We start from the raw sequence: 20,333 nt of genomic DNA, 5'->3' as shown, positions 1-20,333 counted from the left end.
ATCATGCCGATCCTGCATGGGATCAAATCACTACATAACTAGGGCGAAAATCGCATCTGTGGCACACTTCACAGATCAAATTCTGCAGTCCATCACTGGTTATATAAACATGGCTTACGATCTTTCCGGCATGCTGGTCATCGGCATTTCATCGCGCGCGCTGTTCGATCTCGAACACGAAAACGCCATCTTCGACAACGAAGGCGTGGAAGCCTATACCGCCTACCAGCGCGAACACGAGAACGACCCGCTGCTGCCCGGCACCGCCTTCCCCCTGGTCAAGGCGCTGCTCAAGCTGAACCACCTGATTCCCGGCCGCCGCCTGGTGGAAGTGGTGGTTATCTCGCGCAATACGCCCGACACCGGCCTGCGCGCCTTCAACGCCATCGAAGCGCACAAGCTCGACATCAGCCGTGCAGCCTTCACCGGCGGCGAGCCGATCGTGCACTATCTGGAAGCCTTCAAGATCGACCTGTTTCTGTCCCGCGATCAGGACGACGTACAGGACGCCATCAACGGCGGCGTCGCAGCCGCACAGTTGTATACCGCACCGACCAATTACATCCCGCCGGAAAACCAGATCCGTATTGCCTTCGACGGCGACGCCGTACTGTTCTCGCCCGAGTCGGAACGCATCTATGCCGAAAAAGGCCTGGAAGCCTTTGTGCGCCACGAGCAGCGCCACCGCAACAAGGCCATGAAAGAAGGCCCGCTGGCCAAGCTGCTGTTCGCCCTGTCGGAAATCCAGAAGCAATTCACGCCGGCCACCTGCCCGGTGCGCATCGCCATCGTCACCGCCCGCAACAGCCCGGCGCACAAGCGCGTGATCCACACGCTGCGCACCTGGAATGTGACGGTCGACGAAGCCTTCTTCCTCGGCGGCTTGCCCAAAGCGGACGTGTTGCACGCGTTTGGCGCACACATGTTCTTTGACGATCAGGAAGGCCATGTGCAACTGGCGTCCGCCGTGGTGCCGTCCGGCCGCGTGCCGTATGAAGGCGGCGCCCTGAGCGGCCGCTCGGCGCGCAAGCCCGCCGCCAAACCGCCGGCCTTGTCGGCCGGGAAAGCCGAAGGCGCTGAAAACACTGACAGCACCGACAACACGGCGTCGCTGGAAACCTCAAAAAACTAAATCCGCCTTCTGTATAGAAGAAAACTGTCGCCGCCCGCCGCCCTCACCGGCTGCGGGCGGTGTGCTTTTCGCCACCGAAAACGCTCCTTTATCGGGAACTGGTATACAAGATGCACCATTCCGGTGATCATCTCCATGCCAAACTGAATCGCCGCAACACCCCGCGTGGCGCACGCCACCGCGGCTAACCAGCCTTGAGGTGCGCTTCCGATGCTGCTCTCACTCTGCCGATGTGCCGCGTCTTTCTGTACGTCAATCTTGTATATCAGATTGGCATACATGGCACGCATATTGCTGTAGTGGGGATATGAGCACAGACGCCATCAAATCTTCAATTCAGATCGCCAGCCGCATCATGGAAGCGATCCTCGCCAAGCAGCTTGCCCCCGGCACGCGCCTGGGCGAGCAGCAATTGTCCGAATTGTTCGGCGTCAGCCGCACGCTGGTGCGTGAAGCGCTGACTCGCCTCGTCACGCGCGGCATCGTCACGGTCAGCGCCCGGCGCGGCTGGTTCGTGATCGAGCCGACACCGAGCGATGCACGCGAAGCCTTCGAAGCACGCCGCGTGATCGAACTCGGCCTGCTGCGCCATGCACGTCCGATCACCAAGTCCGCGATCGAGCAACTGCGTGATCACATCCAGCGCGAGCAAGCCGCCATTGAAGGCGACGACATCGGCGCCCGCAGCTACTTGCTAGGCGACTTCCACGTCGCGCTGTGCGAATGTCTCGGCAACACACTGCTGTCCGATACCCTGCGCGACCTGACCGCGCGCACCACGCTGACCGCCATGCTGCATCAATCCTCGGAACAGGCCGAAGACTCCTGCGCTGAACACGTGCACATCGTCGCCGCCCTGGAGCGCGGCGATCTGGCCGCCGCCGAACAACTCATGCACGACCACCTGCAACACGTCGAGGCCGGCCTCAACAAGGTCAGCGTCAATGATCCGCTGGGATCCTTGCGTCAGGCGCTGGCGCCCGTGTCCGCCGTAGGCAACTCTTTTGCAGCACCCGTGAAGCCGAAGAAAGCCGCTTCGCGATCCGGTAAAAAAACCAAAGTCATTTCCTTCACTTCATCTCAACCTGGAGAATCATGATGAAACTCTCGAAACTTTTGCTGGGCCTGATGGCTGGCGCACTGCTGATTTCCGCTTCCGCTGCACGTGCCGACGCACTGGACGACATCCAAAAAGCGGGCGTGTTGCGCGTCGCCGTGCCGCAAGATTTTCCGCCATTCGGCTCGGTCACTGCCGACCTCAAGCCACAAGGCCTGGACATCGACGTCGCAACGCTGATCGCCAAGAAGCTGGGCGTCAAGGTTGACCTGATCCCCGTCACCAGCGCCAACCGCGTGCCTTACCTGCAAACCAAGAAAGTCGATCTGGTCATCTCCAGCATGGGCAAGAATGCAGAGCGCGAAAAAGTGATCGACTTCACTGCCGCCTATGCACCGTTCTTCAACGGCGTGTTCGGTCCTGCCGATCAAAAAGTCAGCGGCCCTGCTGACCTGGCGGGCAAGACCATCGGCGTGACCCGCGGCTCGGTGGAAGATCTGGAACTGTCGAAGATCATCCCCGCCAGCGCCACCGTCAAGCGCTATGAAGACAACAACGGCACCATCAGCTCCTTCCTGTCGAATCAGGTGCAACTGGTCGCGACCGGCAACGTGATCGCTGCCGCCATCATCGCCAAGAACCCGCCGAAGAAGCCTGAAACCAAGTTCCTGATCAAGGATTCGCCATGCTTCATCGGCTTGAACAAGGACGAGAAGAAATTGCAGGACAAGGTCAACGCCATCCTCGCTGAAATCAAGAAAGACGGCGAACTGAGTGCGCTGACAGTCAAATGGCTGGGTCTGCCGCTGCCAGCAAACCTGTAATTGCTTTGTCACGACACTGGGTCCCGGCAGACGCCGGGACGAGCGAGGATGGCTCAAAACTTGCTGAGCAACAAACAGAAACAGCCGCAACAAAACAGCAAGAAGCCCCCGGTCAACACCGGACCCAGTGGCTTTTGATTCCAAGTGATTCAACGCTGACCACCATTTTCAGAAAATGAAACCACATGGCCTATCACTTTGATTTCCTGGCGACGTTCGACTATACCGACGTGCTGGTCAAAGGCGTGCTGACGACGATCGAGCTGATCGCCGTCGGCGGCGTCATTGGCATTGCCGTCGGCATCTTCGGAGCCTGGGCGCGCACGCAGGGACCGCGATGGCTCAAGCCCATCGTGAGCGCCTACGTCGAGCTCATACGCAACACGCCCTTTCTGGTCCAGCTGTTCTTCATCTTCTTCGGCTTGCCGAGTCTGGGGATACAGATCAGCGAAATGCAGGCGGCGATTCTGACCATGGTGATCAACCTTGGCGCTTACAGCACCGAAATCATCCGCGCCGGCGTCAACGCCATTTCACGCGGGCAGATGGAAGCGGCGCTGAGCTTGTCGATGTCGCGTCTCCAGGCGTTTCGTCACATCATCCTGCGTCCGGCACTGCAAAAAATCTGGCCGGCGCTGTCGAGCCAGATCGTGATCGTGATGCTGGGTTCGGCGGTGTGTTCGCAGATCGCTGTGGAAGAGTTGTCCTTCGCCGCCAACTTCATTCAGGGCCGCAACTTCCGCGCCTTTGAAGCGTACTTCATCGCGACCGCCGTGTATCTGGTGATGGCGATTCTGCTGCGCCAGTTCCTGCGCCTGATCGGCAACAAGTTCATCTTTGCGCGGAGGGCTTCATGATTTCCTTTACCTTATGGGATATCGTTCGCAACCTGCTGCTGGCAGGCCGCTGGACAGTACTGCTGTCGCTGGCGACCTTCCTGCTCGGCGGTGTCGTGGGCATGATCATCCTGTTCATGCGCATCTCCAAACGCCCCGTCCTGCGCCGCACTGCTCAGCTGTATATCGAGATCTTCCAGGGCACGCCGCTGCTGATGCAGCTGTTCCTGATCTTCTTCGGACTGGCCTTGTTCGGCATGGAAGTTCCGGCCTGGCTCGCCGCCGGCCTGGCGCTGACCTTGTGGAGCGCTTCCTTCCTCGCTGAAATCTGGCGCGGTTGCGTGGAGGCGATTCCGCGCGGCCAGTGGGAAGCATCCTCGGTGCTGGCCATGGGCCACATGCAGCAGATGCGCCACATCATCCTGCCGCAGGCGCTGCGCATCGCGATTCCACCTACCGTCGGCTTCGGCGTGCAGATCATCAAGGGCACCGCGGTGACTTCGATCATCGGCTTCGTCGAACTGTCGAAGGCCGGCACCGTGATCACCAACGCCACGTTCGCGCCGTTCACCGTGTTTGCCGTTGTCGGACTTTTTTACTTTGCCCTGTGCTGGCCGCTGTCGAAGTACAGCCAATTTTTGGAAAGGAAATTCAATGCCGCTCATCGCCATTGAGGATGTCAAAAAACGCTACGGCGACAACGAAGTGCTCAAGGGCATTCGCCTGTCGGTCGAAGCCGGGGAAGTCATCGCCATTATCGGCAAGAGCGGTTCCGGTAAGAGCACCCTGCTGCGCTGTATCAACGGCCTGGAAACCATCGACGAAGGTTCCATCAGCGTCGCCGGCGCCTATCTCGGGCAAAGCGAACTGGAACTCAAGACGCTGCGCCTGAAGGTCGGCATGATCTTCCAGCAGTTCAATCTGTTCCCGCATCTGAGCGTGGGCCGCAACGTGATGATCTCGCCGATGATCGTCAAGGGCATGCCGGAAGCGGAAGCCCGCGAACTGGCCAAGAAGAATCTGGAGCGCGTCGGTCTGGGCATGAAGTTCGATGCCTTTCCCGAGCAACTGTCGGGCGGCCAGCAGCAACGCGTGGCGATTGCCCGCGCACTGAGCATGCAGCCGCAAGCCCTGCTGTGCGACGAAATCACTTCGGCGCTCGATCCTGAGCTGGTCAACGAAGTGCTGGCAGTAGTGCGCAGCCTGGCGGATGACGGCATGACGCTGTTGATGGTCACGCACGAAATGCGCTTTGCCCGCGAGGTCTGCGACCGCGTGGTCTTCATGCATCAAGGCAAAGTCCACGAAATCGGACCGCCGGAAGAATTGTTCACCAACCCGAAAACACCGGAGCTGCAGCAATTCATCGGCATGACGCATTGAGTCTTTGCTGCTGACGCCATCAACAAGCCGTGATGGCGGTCGTTGAAAACAAAAAAGCCTGAGTGTTTTCCACTCAGGCTTTTTTCATTGACTACGCCGGAATCAAAAAGCGATCAGCGCGAAATCTCGCACACCTTGCGGCCATTCTCGACAAACTGCACTGGCCCGGTGGTATAGCGTTCTTTTGGAATCTCCACCAGCAGGAAGTCCTTGATCTGGTAAGTGGCGCCTGAGGCCGGACGGACGAAGCGATAATCCAGCTTCAGTACGCCGCCCTTCATCGTCACCTTTTCGGCGGTGAATATCTGGCCGCGCTCGGCAGCATCGGGGGCCTGAATGATGCGTGTGGCCAGCATCAGCTGGCGTGTTTCAAAATACTCCGCCGATGGCGCCAGCGCATTCTTCTGACGCATCACAGCCGCGGGCTGGAACCAGTAGTTCCATTCGTTGGAAGAGCGGATCAGGGCGCACAGCACCGGCTGCTCCTTCTCATCCCAATTCTTGACAAAGCTCTGGTAGGAGCCGCTCGGTATCGTCGAGAACGGCACCAGCGCCGGGTCTTCCTTTTTTTTCCAGAACATCAGAGAGCAGCCGGAGAGCGTGATCCCCGCTCCTGCCAGCATGCTGCATGTCATCGTCGTTGCAATTATCTTTTTCATACCTGATTTCGCACTTAGCGCTACTAACAAGACGCCGCTGGCGGCGTTGCTTCTTCCGGTTCTACTTCACTGAGGTATCTTCATACTGTCTGCGTCAGCGCCTTGCCATCAAAGTTTTGTCAGCAGCTCTCGCCCCATTGACGGCACAGCATTAAAACATGCAAATCCAGCGATGCGAAGGATTTCACGAAATCTTTACGCTTTTATCTTCTGCATCGCCGAAACTTAGTCCACGCGTACTCGATTTAGTTTTGCAAGCGGCGGATTTTTTAGTTCTTTTCCACTTTTCTGAGAAAATACGCCATCAGTCAGTTCATTCGTTTCAGTTCAATACAAAGGCCAGCCATGAATTCCCCCGCCACCCCAAGCCTCTCTGCAGACATGCGTGCTTTCATCGAAGCGCTGCCCAAAACCGAGCTGCATCTGCACATCGAAGGCACGCTGGAGCCGGAACTGCTGTTTGCCCTGGCGCAACGCAACAAGGTCGACCTGCCCTACGCCTCGGTCGAAGCATTGCGCGCAGCCTACGCTTTCACCGATCTGCAATCCTTCCTCGACCTGTACTACGCAGGCGCCAACGTGCTGCGCACCGAACAGGACTTCTACGACATGACCATGGCCTACATCGAGCGCGCACGCGCCGATAATGTCCGCCATGCCGAAATATTTTTCGATCCGCAGACGCACACCGAACGCGGTATCGGCATTGACGTCGTATTTGCCGGCATCGCCCGCGCCCTGCGCGCAGCACGCGACCAGCACGGCTTCTCCAGCGCCATGATCATGTCTTTCCTGCGCCATCTGTCGGAAGAAGACGCCTTCGCCACGCTGGACGCCGCCTTGCCCCTGCGCGATCTCTACAAGGACCTGTGGATCGGCATCGGACTGGACTCCTCCGAACGCGGCAACCCGCCGGAGAAATTCTCCCGCGTGTTCGCGCGCTGCAAGGAACTCGGCTTCCATCTGGTCGCCCACGCCGGCGAAGAAGGTCCGCCGGAATACGTCATCGGCGCACTCGACGTGCTCAAGGTCGAACGCATCGATCATGGCGTGCGCAGCGAAGAAGATCCGGCGCTGATGCAACGCCTGATCGATGAAAAAATGCCGCTGACCGTCTGTCCGCTGTCCAACCTCAAACTGTGCGTGGTCGACGACATGGCCGAGCACAACATCGCCCGCATGTTGCGCGCCGGTCTGGCGGTGACGGTCAACTCGGATGATCCGGCCTACTTCGGCGGCTACATGACCGCCAACTATCTGGCGATCGCCGCCTCGCTGACGCTCACGCGCGCAGAGCTGCTGCAACTGGCGCGCAACGGCGTCGAGGCCAGCTTCCTGCCGGCTGCCGACAAGGCGCGCCTGATGAAGGAAGTGGAAGAATTCGGCGCGGCGCACGCATAGGGAAACGGATCAATCATGCAAGCAACGATTGCTTACAAAGCTTGCATGATTTGAAACAAATTGACGTCGTCGCTTCACGATACGGATCGTTAATAGCAGCAAGGCCCGATAAAAAGGCCGGTTCTGCAACTTAATTAAGGATCCATCATGAAATCGAATGCACTGATCGCTACTCTGATTCTCTCCGCTGTTACCCTGCCGGTGTTTGCACAAACAGCACAAAATGTCGTTGCACCGCCTTCGGCGCCGGTAGCTTCCGCACCGACTCAGGTGCAGATCGACAAGGCCGAGGTCCATAACGATACCAAGGCGATCAAGCAAGACCGCAAGGCCGTGCACAAGGACGTGAAGGCACTGAACAAGGATGAAGCAAAACGCGAGATCGCTCAGAAGGTGGAAAACGCCGATGTAAAGAGCGGCGATCTGAAGGATGCAAAAAAGGCAGACGCGGTGCGCCGTCAGGCCAAGCATCAGGAAAAGAAAGACGCCAGCAAGACCGTCAATGACGCCACTGCCTTGGAAGCCGATCACGTCAAGCGTGATGTCGACGTCGCCAACCGCAAGGCCGACACCGTCCAGAAGTAATTACTGATCAAGCTGATTTCTCAGCTCAATAAAAAACCTGCCGTTTAAAGACGGCAGGTTTTTTTATGTCCTCAGCGTATGCAGCAATCAGGCTTGCAGCAACTCCCCCAGAGCCAGCGTCACAACTTTGGTCGCCTTCAGCAGATCATCCAGACGCAGGTTCTCGTCCGAGTTGTGGCCGCGCGCTTCCATCAGCGTGCGCGGTCCGGCGCCGTACAGAATCGTCGGGATTCCCTGCTTGGTGTAGTGGCGCGCGTCGGTGTACAGCGGCACGCCATGTGCGGCCACCGGTTCGCCCAGCACCGCTTCTGCATTGCGCTGGAACGCGGCGATCAGTTTTTCCACGCCCGGCAACTCGGCCAGCGGTTCCGCCAGCAGGATGCGCTGCACGCTGATTTCAATGCCCGGATAATTCGCAGCAGCGGCATCGATCACGCGGCGCAGATCGCCCTCGGCATCGAAGCCCGCCTCTTCCGGAATCATGCGGCGGTCGAGGCGGAACGTCGCCAGGTCGGGGACCACGTTGGTATTGATGCCGCCCTTGATCAGGCCGACGTTCAGCGTTGCATGATTGATGCCGGTGACCTTGGATTTCTTCTTCGCCAGTTCAGCGCGATACGCGTACAAGGCTTGCAGGATGCCGGTGGCGGCTTCAATCGCGTCGATGCCGGTATGCGGCATGGCGGCATGCGCCTGCTTGCCCTTGACCGTAACTTCCAGATGCAGGCAACCGTTGTGGGCAGAGGTGATGCCGTAGGCGAAGCCGGCCGAGACCGCATAGTCCGGTTTGCTCAGGCCTTGTTCCAGTATCCACTTCGGGCCGATATCGCCGCCGGCTTCTTCATCGTAGGTGAACTGCAACTCAATCGCACCGTTCAACGCGACGCCTTGTTTTTCTGCCGCGATCAACGCCAGCAGCGCCCAGGTGTAGGTGGCGAAATCCGACTTCGACACTGCCACGCCGCGGCCGTACATGACCGGACCGTGTTCGGCATCCTGCACGATTTCACCGCCGTAAGGATCCTTGCTCCAGCCAAGACCTGGCGGCACCACGTCGCCGTGCGCATTCATGGCGATGGTGGGTCCGCCGCTGCCGAAGCGCTTGCGCACAATCAGGTTGGTGGCCGAGATCATGCCGTTGGCTTTGACCAGTGCGTCGGGGACGACATGCGCCTCCACTTCAAAACCCAGTTCTTCAAGCAGCTGTTTTGCACGCACGCCGTGGGCGGCGCAATCGCCGGCAGGATTGTCCGAGGGCACGCGCACCAGTTCCTGCAGGAAACGCGCCTGGGCGTCGCGTTCTTTATCGAGAAAAGGAATAACCAGGGAATTCAGAGAGGCTGAAGATGACGACATAAGGGGGACCTGTGAAGATAAACGATAAAAATGCGGTACTCAGTCAGGACCAGCGGCAAAGCGCGCCGCCCCGCATGAGCAATGAATCATTGTAGAAGACTTACGCCACGCATGGTGGCGCACCTTTGGCAGCAATCCTCAGCGTACTGAAGAACAAAAACAGCGCAGCAAGTACGGTTCTTGCATAAGATGAAAAAGAATCGTCAAAACGCATAAGCAATTTCTGATGAAAAACCAGCAAACAATTGTCGACAATAAAGAATCACAGCTTCGGCACCACCAACACGCGCTGAAGATTGTCGCCGTACGGGATGTTGCGGCCGATTGCGCTGCAACAAGTCTTCGGCTTGCCACTGCGTTGTGGTGCAAGCGCAGCCTGAAGCCGTCAATTCTGGTGCACGCACTCACCAAATTGTCGCGAATCAATTTACTAATTGTCGACAATTCGGCACGCCGGTACGACTCCTGCTCTGCATTCCGTGACGGCAGCATCCTCTTATCTCATTGATGTCATTCTCAAACAGCCATGACCAAATCAACCAAGACATCCCGCTCCTTCCTGGCCTCGCAAACCGCGGTCCGCGATCAGTCGCCGGCGGTAGAAGAACGCATTTACCAGGACATCTACGACGCCATCATGGAACATCGCCTGCCGCCGCGCACCAAGCTCACTGAGCAGGTCTTGTGCCAGATTTACGATACCGCCCGCCACACCGTGCGCAAGGTGCTGTCGCGCCTGGCCACGGAAGGCATGGTCGATCTGGAAGCCAACCGCGGCGCCTTTATCGCCAGCCCGTCGAACACCGAGGTGAAAGATATGTTCGAGCTGCGCAACATCATCGAATACGCCGTGCTCGACAAAGTCGGCCGCGAAGCCAGCACGCGCCAGATCGCCGGCATGCGCAAGATGGTCGAGGAAGAACGCCAGTCCTACCTGACCGGCGACCGTCCGCGCTGGATCCGGCTGTCGGCGCAGTTCCACCTGGCGCTGGCGGAGCTGACCGGCAACGCTCTGCTGGTCGACACGCTGCGCAAACTGGTCTCGCGCACCACGCTGATGATCGCCAAGACCGAGGCGCCGGGCCACAACGCCTGCTCTTTCGACGAACACGACACCGTGCTGGCGGCGCTGGAAAGCGGCGACATCGCATTGGCGCAAGAGCACATGGCACACCATTTGCACTTATGCGAAGACCGCGTCCGTCCCAACGACGACGATCACTTCGATTTGCGCGCGGTGCTGGGCAAAGGCGCTTAAGCGGCGATACCGGCGAACATCAACGGACACCGTCTTCATCATTACAAAAGAACACATGCAATACATGCAACCAGCAGACAATTACCCCCGCGACCTGATCGGTTACGGTCGCAACGTCCCTCACGCCAACTGGCCGGGCCAGGCCAGAATTGCCGTGCAGTTTGTCCTGAACTATGAAGAAGGCGGCGAAAATTCGGTGCTGCACGGCGACCCGGCGTCGGAACAATTTCTCTCGGAGATCATCGGCGCGGCCGCGTATCCGGCGCGCCATCTGTCGATGGAGTCGATCTATGAATACGGTTCGCGCGTCGGCGTCTGGCGCATCCTGCGCGAATTCGAAAAACGCCGGCTGCCGCTGACGGTATTCGGCATCGCCATGGCGCTGCAACGCCATCCCGACGTCACCCAGGCCTTTGTCGAGCTGGGCCACGAGATCGCCTGCCACGGCCTGCGCTGGATTCACTATCAGAACATGGACATCGAGACCGAGCGCGAACACATGCGCGCCGCCGTCGAGATTTTCCGCAAACTGACCGGCGTCCGTCCGCAAGGCTGGTATACCGGGCGCGACTCGCCAAACACGCGTCAGCTGGTAGTCGAACACGGCGGCTTTGTGTATGACTCCGACTACTACGGCGACGACCTGCCGTTCTGGACCAAGGTCGCGCTGGCTGACGGCAGCGAGCAACCGCACCTGGTGGTGCCGTACACGCTGGACAGCAACGATATGCGCTTCGCTACGCCGCAGGGTTTCAATACCGGCGAACAGTTTTTCCAATATCTCAAGGACAGCTTCGACGTGCTGTACGCTGAAGGTGAAGAAGCGCCCAAGATGCTGTCCATCGGCATGCATTGCCGCCTGCTCGGCCGCCCCGGCCGCTTCGCCGCGCTGCAACGCTTCCTCGACTATGTGCAGTCGCACGAGCGCGTCTGGATCTGCCGCCGCATCGACATTGCCAATCACTGGCGTGCGGAACATCCGTATCAGGCGAAGTAAGCTGCCGGCAAAACTTTCCGCGTAAAACAAAAAGGCTGAACATGATGTTCAGCCTTTTTCTTTCTCGGCATTTCTGTATCCGGCTATTCGCCCTTGGCGCCCGCTTCAAACCACTTGCCCAGCAACGCGCGTTCGTCGTCGGTGATATTGGTCATGTTCCCCAGCGGCATGGCCTTTTGCACCACGGCCTGCTGATAAATCTGCTGGGCATGCTGCAGGATCCCGTCCTTGCTGTCGAGCAGGATGCCCTTGCCCGGCACTGGCATCAGCGTCGGCTTGGCTGCGTGGCACTGGATGCAGCGCGTCTCGATGACTTGCTGCACCTGTGCGAACGAGACCGAGGGAACACCTTGTGCCGCAGCAGGCGCCGGCTGCAACGCCGACTTCGGCACGATCCACGCGGCCACGCCGGCCAGGATCACGACCGCTGCCGCCGGATACTGCCACTTGAACACGCCCTTGTGCTTGAGCACGAAGAACTGCCGGATCAGCACGCCCGCCAGCATGATCAGCAACAGCACCAGCCAGTTGTTGGCGGCGCTGTATGTCATGCTGTAGTGGTTCGACAGCATGGCGAAAATCACCGGCAGCGTGAAGTAAGTGTTGTGTACGCTGCGTTGCTTGCCGCGCTTGCCGTGGATAGGATCGGGGCTCTGGCCGGTGCGCATCGACGCCACCATCTTGCGCTGGCCGGGAATGATCCAGAACAGCACGTTGGCGCTCATCACCGTCGCCAGCGATGCGCCCGTCATCAGGAACGCCGCACGTCCGGAAAACACGTGGCAAGCCACCCACACCGCCGCCACAACATAGATCGTGACCAGGATGCCCACCACACGATCGCCGCCCGGCTTGTCGCCGAACACACGGCAAATGGCGTCATACACAACCCAGCCCGCCACCAGATAACCCAGTGCGGCAAACACCGCCGTGGCCGCCGTCATGTCGAGTACATGCTTGTCAACCAGGAAGGTGCCGGCATTGAACAGATACAGCACTGAGAACAACGCAAAACCCGACAGCCAGGTGCTATACGATTCCCAGAAGAACCAATGCAGATGCTGCGGCAGCGTCTTCGGCGCCAGCAGGTATTTTTGCGGATTGTAGAAGCCGCCGCCATGCACCGCCCACAATTCGCCGCCGACTCCCTTCTGCAGCAACTCAGGGTCTTCCGGCTTGGTCAGGCTGTTGTCCAGCCAGACGAAGTAAAACGACGAACCTATCCAGGCAATCGCCGTGATGACGTGCAGCCAGCGCAGCAAAAGATTGAGCCAGTCGAAGATGTACGCTTCCATGTTGTCCCGCTTTTCAATTCGTGAATTCGATGACGGACCGCTGTTCCTGTACGCCTGAAAACTATTTATATCGTTTAGTTGGCGACAGTGATTTTTCACAATCATTGTCGACAATTTTTACCGCCTTTTTTCTCTGCATGGCGCTGCCTGACTGTAGCAACACCCAGGGCCGGCCTTACCTGCAACGGCGCCGCACAGAACCTGTTTTAGTGCAATGCGTCAAAATTAGTGCAGCATCGGCACCAATTCATCACAAACCTTAATCCGCTTTGTTGACAAAAACAAACCGGCTTACCGCCAATATTCAATGAGCAGAACTTATGCCAACGGCGAGGCAAAGGCGTCCATTATCAGGCCATTCGTCCAATAAAAAAGCCGGATCCGAAGACCCGGCATTTAAGCTCCGGCAGAACCTGCCGAAACAAAACGACACGGCGCGACGCCCGCACCGCATCGTTTGCAGAACCATTTAGAAATGATATTCGGCACGGATCATAGGCGTCTTGGCCAGCGAGCCAGGAACATTGCTAGGATTGCCGAACTTGTTGCGCCAGTATTGATATTCCACGCCGACGCGGAAAGTGTTCTTGCCCATGCCCATAGGCATGCCGACGTCGTACATGATCTGGCCGTCGAAGTTGAGTTCAGGAGCAGTGCCGCCGCCGAATTCGTTCTTGCCCTTGGCGGCGATGTAGTTCACATAGCCTTCAAACGCGAAGCCGCTGGTGCCGAATGGGATACCCCATGCTGCATTCAACATCGGGTGCGTGTCGTAGGAGTAGCGGCTGGACATGCGAACGCCGTTGTTCAGCGGCTGATTGCTTTCCCACAGGGCCAGCAGGCTGATGTTCAGGAAGCCCGGCACGTCCATCATGATAGTAGGACCGGCAACGATCATACGCTTGCGCGAGCTGTAGCCAGGGTCATTCTTGGTGTTCCAGTCAAAGCCTGCAGTCAGGCCAAAGCCGCGTGCAGGGCCGAAAGAGAGATCCTTGCCGGCGACCTTGCCGATATCCAGCGTATGGCGATAGACGATATAGGCTTCTTGCGATTCGTTGTCTTTGCTATCCGACATCAGCAAGTCGACGTTCAGATAGTTGGTGCCATATTTGTAACCACTGGCATGCGTGAAGTTGACGATTTTTTTCGCGATGTCTTGCGAGTTGAACGGCTCGGCAAATTGCGTGCCGTAGCGAATACCGATCGAATTGTCCGCCCAGTCAGCCGCGTTGGCCGACATGCTGCCCATGGCTGACACAGCCAGCGCTGCAGTAGTCAAGCACATCCCCATTGCACTTTTCTTCATACGTTTCTCCCTTTTTACAATTCACAAAAAATAAAATCCGGATCCCATGCACACGGCGTGTGACGGCTTGCTTCAGTGAGCATGCGTTTTATCGTTTGCCCAGCTATCCGCCTTCACGCGCCATGCGCTCCTTCATTTGCTCACCCATTCAAACAAGGTCGGGCTTGTTGCCGCCGGCATCTGCCGAAGCTCAATCCGCCGGGTTCGTTAATGCAAACGCCGTGCCAGCAAAAAACACGCGCAGAAAAAACTGTCGACAAACCGGGAGGGAATTAAAAACAGAATGCGACGCAGATAACCGTCGCTAGTAGTGAAGCCGGCGCAGTCCCGGAAGCTGCGGCATTCAGTCGCCCCGGCAACCATGCGAGGTCGGCCCTGCGCCGACGAAAGGCTAAATCGGTCAATCAGATTGTCGACAAGATAAAGAACGACAGTACTAAATTGAAATCCGCGCCTTATCCAGTCCTTACAAGGCTTACAAGCGTGTAAGAATACTGTTTTTAGTGCAATAACTTCTAGACAGGTGCAGCAAAGCACCAAATTGTTGCAAAACGTTTTTCAGATTGTCGACAAAATAGAACCCACCGGAAAGTCGACAACGGCACCTCTTTTTCTCTTCCTCCCCATCGCCCCGGCGACAAGCTCGCCACCGCCGCGCAGAACACATTTGACGTTCTTGGCACAGTAAATGCTTTTCACAGCACATCGTTTGTAGAAAACCGGTTCACAAAATACGGACGCATTGGCGACAGCATCAGGGACGGTGTTAAGCCAGTCGAACCAACCGATCATCGGATCAAAAAAGGGAAACCAACCATGCACGCCAAGAAACTCTTCAAGTACACCGCCGCCTTGTTGCTCAGCGCCGCCTGCGCATCTGCCTGCACCTTCGCCTTCGCACAGGAAACCAAGATCAAGTTCCAGCTCGACTGGCGCTTTGAAGGCCCGTCGGCGCTGTTCCTGGTGGCGAAGTCGAAAGGTTATTTTGCACAGGAGAAACTGGACGTCGTCATCGACGCCGGCAGCGGCTCGGGCAATGCGGTCAATCGCGTGGCGTCCGGCACTTATGACATGGGCTTCGCCGACATGGCGGCGCTGATGGAGTTCACCGCCAACAATCCAAGTTCGCCGGGCAAGCCGATGGCCGTGATGATGGTCTACAACGACACGCCTTCCGCCATCTTCTCGCTCAAGAAGACCGGCATCAAGACCCCGGCCGATCTGGTCGGCAAGAAGCTGGGCTCACCGGTGTTCGACGCCGGCCGCCGCGGTTATCCTATCTTCGCCAAGGCCAACGGCCTGGATGCGTCCAAAGCCAACTGGATCAGCATGGATCCGCCGCTGCGTGAGACCATGCTGGCGCGTGGCGACGTCGACGCCATCACCGGTTTCTATTTCACCTCGCTGCTGAACCTGAATGCGCGCGGCATCAAGGATTCGGACATCAACGTCATGATGTACCCCGACTACGGCGTCAAGCTGTACGGCAACGCCATCATCGCCAACGAGAGCCTGATGAAAACCAATCCGGAAGCGCTCAAGGGTTTTCTGCGCGCCTTCGCCAAGGCTACCAAGGACGTACTCGCCAATCCTGAAGCAGCCATCAAGGTGCTCAAGGAACGCGACGGCCTGATCGACGAAAAGCTGGAACTGCGCCGCCTCAAGCTGGCGATCTCCAGCGCCATCGCCACACCGCATGCCAAGTCGGAAGGCTACGGCCAGGTGTTCCTGCCGCGCCTGACCCTGATGGCGTCGCAAGTGTCCGATGCTTACGGCACCAAGACCCGCGTCAACCCGGACAAGATCTGGACCGCTGCTTACCTGCCGTCCAAAGAAGCGCTCAACGTTTTCGGGAAATAATCTTGCAAGCTGAAACTGCAGAAGCAGCCATGAGCGCCACGGCTGACGATACGTTCGTCGATTTCCGCCGCGTCTTCCTGTCGTACGACGGTTCCGACGAGTTCGCGGTGGAAGATATCTCGCTGCAAACTAGACAGGGGGAGTTCATCGCCATCGTCGGCCCTTCCGGCTGCGGCAAGTCGACCTTCATGAAGCTGGCGACCGGTCTCAAACGCCCGACCCGCGGCAGCGTCGCCATCGCCGGCGCCGACGTCACCGGCCCGCTGAAGTTCGTCGGCATGGCCTTTCAGGCGCCGACGCTGCTGCCATGGCGCACCACGCTCGACAATGTCCTGCTGCCGCTGGAGATCGTCGAGCCGTATCGCAACGACTTCAAGAAGAACAAGGCGCAATACACCGAGCGCGCACTCAAGCTGCTCAAAACCGTCGGCCTTGACGGTTACGCCAGCAAGTTTCCATGGGAGCTGTCGGGGGGCATGCAACAGCGCGCCTCGATCTGCCGCGCGCTGATCCATGAACCGAAGATGCTGCTGTTGGACGAGCCCTTCGGCGCGCTCGATGCGTTCACGCGCGAAGAACTGTGGTGCGTGCTGCGCGACCTGTGGACCGAGCGCAAATTCAACGTGATCCTGGTCACGCATGACCTGCGCGAAGCCGCCTTCCTGGCCGACACCATTTATGTGATGAGCAAACGCCCCGGCCGTATCGTGGCGCGCAAGGAAAATCCGCTGCCGCGTCCGCGCGAACTGGAGCTCACCTATACCGATCCATTCAACGCCCTGGTGCACGAGTTGCGCGAGCATATCGGCCGCGTGCGCAATACCTGAGAGCTGCTGAGGCGACCATGAAAAAACCTTCTTCCCTGAACAAAGCTGCCCGTACGCTGGCGCCCTGGATATTGCTGCTGGCGATCCTGATGATCTGGCAATTCCTGTGCAGCGCGCTGGAAGTGTCCGAATTCATCTTCCCCAGTCCGATGGCGATCATCGAGGCCATGATCGAATTCGCCGGACCGATTGCGCATCACGCCATCAGCACCTTCTGGGTGACCATGGTGGGCTTCGCCATTGCCGTGGCGGTGGGCGTGTCGCTGGGCTTCCTGATCGGCTCGTCGCCGCTGCTGTACGCCGCCGCTTATCCTTTGATGACCGCCTTCAATGCGCTGCCCAAGGCCGCCTTCGTGCCGGTGCTGGTGGTGTGGTTCGGCATCGGCGCCGGTCCGGCGATCCTGACGGCGTTTTTGATCTCCTTCTTCCCGATCATGGTCAATATCGCCACCGGGCTGGCCACGCTGGAGCCGGAACTGGAAGACGTACTGCGCGTACTCGGCGCCAAGCGCATGGACATTCTGCTCAAGGTAGGCTTGCCGCGCTCGCTGCCATATTTCTTCGCCTCGCTGAAGGTCGCCATCACGTTGGCTTTCGTCGGCTCGACCGTGTCGGAAATGAACGCCTCCAACGAAGGCATCGGCTACTTGCTGGTGTCGGCCGGCTCGTCGATGAAGATGCCGCTGGCCTTCGCCGGCCTGGTCGTCATCGGGGCCATGGCGATGGCGATGTACGAGCTGTTTGCGATCATCGAGAAGCGCACCACGCGTTGGGCGCATCGTGGCGGCAACAAGTAATAATTTTCCTGATTTTTCCTGATTGTTGACAATCTGGCTATGGTAAATTCCGCAGATCATTTGAATAACGTAAAGACCGCCTGCGCGCATGTCCGCGCCGGTCTCTGAAGGGGAATCCGTGACTGCACCATCTTCCCGCCTGCATATCGCGCACATCCGCAAAGCCTATCCCGGCGTGCTGGCCAACGACGATATCAACCTCAGCGTCGCGCCCGGTGAGATTCACGCCGTGCTCGGCGAAAACGGCGCCGGCAAATCGACGCTGATGAAGATCATCTTCGGCACCGTCAAACCCGACGCCGGCGAGATTTACTGGAACGGCGAACTGGTGCACATCGCCAACCCGCAAATCGCACGCAAGCTCGGCATCGCCATGGTGTTCCAGCATTTCTCGCTGTTCGACACGCTGACCGTCGCCGAAAACATCGCGCTGGGTCTGGACTCGGATACCGACATGCAGGACCTGATCGCGCGCATCCGCCAGACCGGTGAAAAATACGGCCTGGAGCTGGAGCCGAATCGCCACGTCCACACGTTGTCGGTCGGCGAACGCCAGCGCGTGGAAATCGTGCGCGCGCTGCTGACCAATCCGCAACTGCTGATCCTCGACGAACCGACCTCAGTGCTGACGCCGCAAGCGGTCGAGAAACTTTTCGTCACGCTGCGCAAGCTGGCCGAGGAAGGTTGCAGCATTCTCTATATCAGCCACAAGCTCGACGAAATCCGCGCGCTGTGCCACAGCGCCACCGTGATGCGCGGCGGCCGCGTGACCGGCAACTGCGATCCGCGCAATGAAACCAGCGCCGGCCTGTCGCGCATGATGATCGGCGAAGAGCTGGTGCGCCTGCGCCGCGAGCGCAATCCCGAATCCCAACGCAACGAGCGCAAGCTGCACATCAACCGCCTGTGTCTGCCGAAGGCGCACCTGTTCGCTACGGAACTGAAAGACATCGAATGCGAAGTGCGTGCCGGTGAAATCGTCGGCATCGCCGGCGTGTCCGGCAACGGCCAGCAGGAATTGCTGGCGGCGTTGTCCGGCGAAGACCAGCGCGCCGCGCCCAACATGATCATGCTGACCGGCAGCGCCGTCGGCCATCTCGCGCCCAATCCGCGCCGCGCGAAAGGCCTCGGCCTGGTGCCGGAAGAACGTCTCGGCCGCGGCGCCGTGCCGACGCTGAGCTTGTCAGCCAACATGCTGCTGTCGCATCAGAAGGTACCGTATGTGAAGCACGGCATGATCGATTTCGGCTACACGCGCAAGATCGCGGCCTCCATCATCGAACGCTTCAAGGTCAAGGCCAGCGGTCCCGATGCGCTGGCGAAAAGCCTGTCCGGCGGCAACCTGCAAAAATTCATCGTCGGCCGCGAGATGGAACGCAAACCCAGCGTCTTCATCGTCGCACAGCCGACCTGGGGCGTCGACGTCGGCGCCGCTGCGCAAATCCATGCCGAAATTCTGGCGCTCAAACAAGAAGGCTGTGCAGTGCTGGTGATCTCTGAAGAACTCGACGAATTGTTCGCCCTGTGCGATCGCCTGCATGTGATTGCCAAGGGGCAGTTGTCGCCGTCCATTCCCATCGAGCAAGCCACGCGCGAGCAGGTCGGTTTGTGGATGAGCGGCTTGTGGCATGACGAAGCGCCGGATGCTGGTGCGTCGGAGGCTGCCCATGTTTAAGAGTCTTCCCTTCCGCCTGGAACTGCGCGGCACGCCCTCGCGCCGCATGACTTATCTGTCGCCGGTGATCGCGATCCTCCTGACGCTGCTCCTCGGTGCACTGCTGTTCATGGCGCTGGGCAAGGATCCTATCGCGGGACTGAAAGTATTCCTGGTCGATCCGTTCAGCAGCAGGCGCGCCATCAGTGAATTGCTGTTGAAGTCGGTCCCGCTGATTCTGTGCGCGCTCGGTCTGGCGGTGTGCTTCCGCGCCAGCATCTGGAACATCGGCGCCGAAGGCCAGTTCACCGTCGGCGCCATGTGTGCCGGTGCCATGCTGGTGTGGCTGGACGTGCCGGATCACGCCATCTCCGGCGGCGTCGGCCTGATCCTGATGATCGTCGCCGGCGTGGTCGGCGGCGCCTTCTGGGCCAGCATCACGGCGCTGTTGCGCGACAAGTTCAACGCCAACGAAATCCTGGTGTCGCTGATGCTGACTTATGTGGCGCAGCTGTTGCTGATGTATGCCGTCAACGGTCCGTTGAAGGATCCCAACGGCATGAACTTCCCGCAGTCGAAGGTATTCTCCAGCGAGTTCATGCTGCCGATGCTGATGAGCGGCACGCGTCTGCACATCGGCTTTGCGGTCACCATCGTGGCGGCGATTGTGATGGCGGTGTTCATGATGCGCAGCTTCCGCGGTTTTTCGCTGATGGTGGGCGGCGTGGCGCCGCATGCCGCACGCTATGCCGGCTTCTCCAGCCGTAATGCCTTGTGGGTGTCACTGCTGATTTCGGGCGGCTTCGCCGGTCTGGCCGGTGCGTTTGAAATCGCCGGACCGATCGGCCAGTTGCTGCCATCGGTGTCGCCGGGTTACGGCTTCGCAGCGATCATCGTGGCGTTCATCGGCCGCCTGCATCCGGTCGGTGCGGTGTTCGGCGGACTGATCATGTCGCTGCTGTATCTGGGCGGCGAGCTGGCGCAATCGCGCCTCGGCCTGCCGTCGGCGATCACGGGCGTGTTCCAGGGCATGCTGCTGTTCCTGCTGCTGGCTTGCGACACGCTGATTGACTACCGCCTGCGCTGGAAACAAAAAGGATAAGCAC

20 protein-coding genes are annotated in these 20,333 nt (G+C 58.9%); 16 read left to right on the top strand and 4 right to left on the bottom strand.

The features are described from left to right. Positions 1 to 109 precede the first annotated feature (109 nt). The 6 genes from AC1RN6_RS07845 to AC1RN6_RS07820 all read left to right on the top strand — a co-directional run bounded on the left by AC1RN6_RS07845 (position 110) and on the right by AC1RN6_RS07820 (position 5,232). On the top strand, positions 110 to 1,132 hold the full coding sequence (locus AC1RN6_RS07845; RefSeq protein WP_493004366.1) for a 5'-nucleotidase: 1,023 nt from the start codon (positions 110 to 112) through the stop codon (positions 1,130 to 1,132). Between the two features lie 307 nt (positions 1,133 to 1,439). After that, positions 1,440 to 2,231 (top strand): GntR family transcriptional regulator, encoded by a 792-nt coding sequence (locus AC1RN6_RS07840; protein WP_493004364.1) that lies wholly within the window; start codon positions 1,440 to 1,442, stop codon positions 2,229 to 2,231. Next, complete coding sequence (locus AC1RN6_RS07835) at positions 2,231 to 3,013, top strand: transporter substrate-binding domain-containing protein (RefSeq protein WP_493004744.1); 783 nt, start codon at positions 2,231 to 2,233, stop codon at positions 3,011 to 3,013. Before AC1RN6_RS07840 ends, AC1RN6_RS07835 begins: the two co-directional genes overlap by 1 nt. Before the next feature lie 185 nt (positions 3,014 to 3,198). Beyond that, positions 3,199 to 3,870 (top strand): amino acid ABC transporter permease, encoded by a 672-nt coding sequence (locus AC1RN6_RS07830; protein WP_493004362.1) that lies wholly within the window; start codon positions 3,199 to 3,201, stop codon positions 3,868 to 3,870. After that, complete coding sequence (locus AC1RN6_RS07825; protein ID WP_493004360.1) at positions 3,867 to 4,523, top strand: amino acid ABC transporter permease; 657 nt, start codon at positions 3,867 to 3,869, stop codon at positions 4,521 to 4,523. The genes AC1RN6_RS07830 and AC1RN6_RS07825 overlap by 4 nt, the downstream gene beginning before the upstream one ends. Then, on the top strand, positions 4,504 to 5,232 hold the full coding sequence (locus AC1RN6_RS07820; RefSeq protein ID WP_050476396.1) for an amino acid ABC transporter ATP-binding protein: 729 nt from the start codon (positions 4,504 to 4,506) through the stop codon (positions 5,230 to 5,232). The genes AC1RN6_RS07825 and AC1RN6_RS07820 overlap by 20 nt, the downstream gene beginning before the upstream one ends. Positions 5,233 to 5,345: 113 nt before the next feature. Here the strand turns inward: AC1RN6_RS07820 and AC1RN6_RS07815 are convergent, their stop codons facing one another. Beyond that, positions 5,346 to 5,891, bottom strand: a complete 546-nt coding sequence (locus AC1RN6_RS07815; protein ID WP_493004358.1) for a hypothetical protein — start codon at positions 5,889 to 5,891, stop codon at positions 5,346 to 5,348. A gap of 345 nt (positions 5,892 to 6,236) precedes the next feature. Between AC1RN6_RS07815 and AC1RN6_RS07810 the strand changes: the two genes are divergently transcribed. Next, entirely contained in the window at positions 6,237 to 7,292 is a 1,056-nt protein-coding gene (locus AC1RN6_RS07810; protein WP_493004356.1) for an adenosine deaminase, read from the top strand. A gap of 147 nt (positions 7,293 to 7,439) precedes the next feature. Further along, positions 7,440 to 7,877, top strand: coding sequence for a hypothetical protein (locus AC1RN6_RS07805; protein WP_493004354.1), 438 nt, complete (start codon positions 7,440 to 7,442; stop codon positions 7,875 to 7,877). An 87-nt stretch (positions 7,878 to 7,964) separates the two neighbouring features. On the opposite strand, the gene AC1RN6_RS07800 is transcribed toward AC1RN6_RS07805, so the two are convergent. Next, positions 7,965 to 9,233: a M20/M25/M40 family metallo-hydrolase gene (locus AC1RN6_RS07800; protein ID WP_493004352.1), complete on the bottom strand. Its 1,269-nt coding sequence runs from the start codon at positions 9,231 to 9,233 to the stop codon at positions 7,965 to 7,967. Positions 9,234 to 9,459: 226 nt separating this feature from the next. On the opposite strand from AC1RN6_RS07800, the gene AC1RN6_RS07795 reads away from it, so the two are divergent. From AC1RN6_RS07795 to puuE, 3 genes are all read left to right on the top strand, one after another. Beyond that, on the top strand, positions 9,460 to 9,741 hold the full coding sequence (locus AC1RN6_RS07795; RefSeq protein ID WP_493004350.1) for a hypothetical protein: 282 nt from the start codon (positions 9,460 to 9,462) through the stop codon (positions 9,739 to 9,741). A gap of 18 nt (positions 9,742 to 9,759) precedes the next feature. After that, positions 9,760 to 10,491, top strand: a complete 732-nt coding sequence (locus AC1RN6_RS07790) for a GntR family transcriptional regulator (protein WP_493004348.1) — start codon at positions 9,760 to 9,762, stop codon at positions 10,489 to 10,491. Positions 10,492 to 10,555: 64 nt separating this feature from the next. Continuing rightward, on the top strand, positions 10,556 to 11,488 hold the full coding sequence (puuE, locus tag AC1RN6_RS07785; protein ID WP_493004346.1) for an allantoinase PuuE: 933 nt from the start codon (positions 10,556 to 10,558) through the stop codon (positions 11,486 to 11,488). A gap of 83 nt (positions 11,489 to 11,571) precedes the next feature. On the opposite strand, the gene AC1RN6_RS07780 is transcribed toward puuE, so the two are convergent. Both AC1RN6_RS07780 and AC1RN6_RS07775 read right to left on the bottom strand, forming a co-directional pair. Continuing rightward, on the bottom strand, positions 11,572 to 12,783 hold the full coding sequence (locus AC1RN6_RS07780; protein ID WP_493004344.1) for a urate hydroxylase PuuD: 1,212 nt from the start codon (positions 12,781 to 12,783) through the stop codon (positions 11,572 to 11,574). A 469-nt stretch (positions 12,784 to 13,252) separates the two neighbouring features. After that, positions 13,253 to 14,089 (bottom strand): outer envelope protein, encoded by an 837-nt coding sequence (locus tag AC1RN6_RS07775; RefSeq protein WP_493004342.1) that lies wholly within the window; start codon positions 14,087 to 14,089, stop codon positions 13,253 to 13,255. 816 nt (positions 14,090 to 14,905) lie between these two features. On the opposite strand from AC1RN6_RS07775, the gene AC1RN6_RS07770 reads away from it, so the two are divergent. From AC1RN6_RS07770 to AC1RN6_RS07750, 5 genes are all read left to right on the top strand, one after another. After that, positions 14,906 to 15,949 carry an ABC transporter substrate-binding protein gene (locus AC1RN6_RS07770; protein ID WP_493004340.1) on the top strand — a complete coding sequence of 348 codons (1,044 nt, stop codon included), beginning with the start codon at positions 14,906 to 14,908 and terminating at the stop codon, positions 15,947 to 15,949. Between the two features lie 29 nt (positions 15,950 to 15,978). Next, positions 15,979 to 16,776 (top strand): ABC transporter ATP-binding protein, encoded by a 798-nt coding sequence (locus AC1RN6_RS07765; RefSeq protein WP_493004338.1) that lies wholly within the window; start codon positions 15,979 to 15,981, stop codon positions 16,774 to 16,776. A 17-nt stretch (positions 16,777 to 16,793) separates the two neighbouring features. Then, a complete protein-coding gene (locus AC1RN6_RS07760; protein ID WP_493004336.1) occupies positions 16,794 to 17,573 on the top strand; it encodes an ABC transporter permease in 780 nt (259 codons plus the stop codon). A gap of 88 nt (positions 17,574 to 17,661) precedes the next feature. Then, positions 17,662 to 19,248 (top strand): ABC transporter ATP-binding protein, encoded by a 1,587-nt coding sequence (locus AC1RN6_RS07755; protein ID WP_493004334.1) that lies wholly within the window; start codon positions 17,662 to 17,664, stop codon positions 19,246 to 19,248. Next, positions 19,241 to 20,329 (top strand): ABC transporter permease, encoded by a 1,089-nt coding sequence (locus tag AC1RN6_RS07750; protein WP_493004333.1) that lies wholly within the window; start codon positions 19,241 to 19,243, stop codon positions 20,327 to 20,329. Before AC1RN6_RS07755 ends, AC1RN6_RS07750 begins: the two co-directional genes overlap by 8 nt. Positions 20,330 to 20,333 lie beyond the last annotated feature (4 nt).

This window comes from Herbaspirillum sp. GW822-FHT03A08 (assembly GCF_058801885.1).
This window is presented reverse-complemented; position numbering and strand designations above follow the sequence as displayed.

Coding starts and splice junctions, on each gene's coding strand:
- AC1RN6_RS07765 (WP_493004338.1), top strand. CDS start 15,979: ATGAGCGCCACGGCTGACGATACGTTCGTCGATTTCCGCCGCGTCTTC.
- AC1RN6_RS07755 (WP_493004334.1), top strand. CDS start 17,662: ATGTCCGCGCCGGTCTCTGAAGGGGAATCCGTGACTGCACCATCTTCC.
- AC1RN6_RS07780 (WP_493004344.1), bottom strand. CDS start 12,783: ATGGAAGCGTACATCTTCGACTGGCTCAATCTTTTGCTGCGCTGGCTG.
- AC1RN6_RS07790 (WP_493004348.1), top strand. CDS start 9,760: ATGACCAAATCAACCAAGACATCCCGCTCCTTCCTGGCCTCGCAAACC.
- AC1RN6_RS07815 (WP_493004358.1), bottom strand. CDS start 5,891: ATGAAAAAGATAATTGCAACGACGATGACATGCAGCATGCTGGCAGGA.
- AC1RN6_RS07845 (WP_493004366.1), top strand. CDS start 110: ATGGCTTACGATCTTTCCGGCATGCTGGTCATCGGCATTTCATCGCGC.
- AC1RN6_RS07810 (WP_493004356.1), top strand. CDS start 6,237: ATGAATTCCCCCGCCACCCCAAGCCTCTCTGCAGACATGCGTGCTTTC.
- AC1RN6_RS07830 (WP_493004362.1), top strand. CDS start 3,199: ATGGCCTATCACTTTGATTTCCTGGCGACGTTCGACTATACCGACGTG.
- AC1RN6_RS07775 (WP_493004342.1), bottom strand. CDS start 14,089: ATGAAGAAAAGTGCAATGGGGATGTGCTTGACTACTGCAGCGCTGGCT.
- AC1RN6_RS07800 (WP_493004352.1), bottom strand. CDS start 9,233: ATGTCGTCATCTTCAGCCTCTCTGAATTCCCTGGTTATTCCTTTTCTC.
- AC1RN6_RS07840 (WP_493004364.1), top strand. CDS start 1,440: ATGAGCACAGACGCCATCAAATCTTCAATTCAGATCGCCAGCCGCATC.
- AC1RN6_RS07820 (WP_050476396.1), top strand. CDS start 4,504: ATGCCGCTCATCGCCATTGAGGATGTCAAAAAACGCTACGGCGACAAC.
- AC1RN6_RS07795 (WP_493004350.1), top strand. CDS start 9,460: ATGAAAAACCAGCAAACAATTGTCGACAATAAAGAATCACAGCTTCGG.
- puuE (WP_493004346.1), top strand. CDS start 10,556: ATGCAACCAGCAGACAATTACCCCCGCGACCTGATCGGTTACGGTCGC.
- AC1RN6_RS07760 (WP_493004336.1), top strand. CDS start 16,794: ATGAAAAAACCTTCTTCCCTGAACAAAGCTGCCCGTACGCTGGCGCCC.
- AC1RN6_RS07770 (WP_493004340.1), top strand. CDS start 14,906: ATGCACGCCAAGAAACTCTTCAAGTACACCGCCGCCTTGTTGCTCAGC.
- AC1RN6_RS07805 (WP_493004354.1), top strand. CDS start 7,440: ATGAAATCGAATGCACTGATCGCTACTCTGATTCTCTCCGCTGTTACC.
- AC1RN6_RS07825 (WP_493004360.1), top strand. CDS start 3,867: ATGATTTCCTTTACCTTATGGGATATCGTTCGCAACCTGCTGCTGGCA.
- AC1RN6_RS07835 (WP_493004744.1), top strand. CDS start 2,231: ATGAAACTCTCGAAACTTTTGCTGGGCCTGATGGCTGGCGCACTGCTG.
- AC1RN6_RS07750 (WP_493004333.1), top strand. CDS start 19,241: ATGTTTAAGAGTCTTCCCTTCCGCCTGGAACTGCGCGGCACGCCCTCG.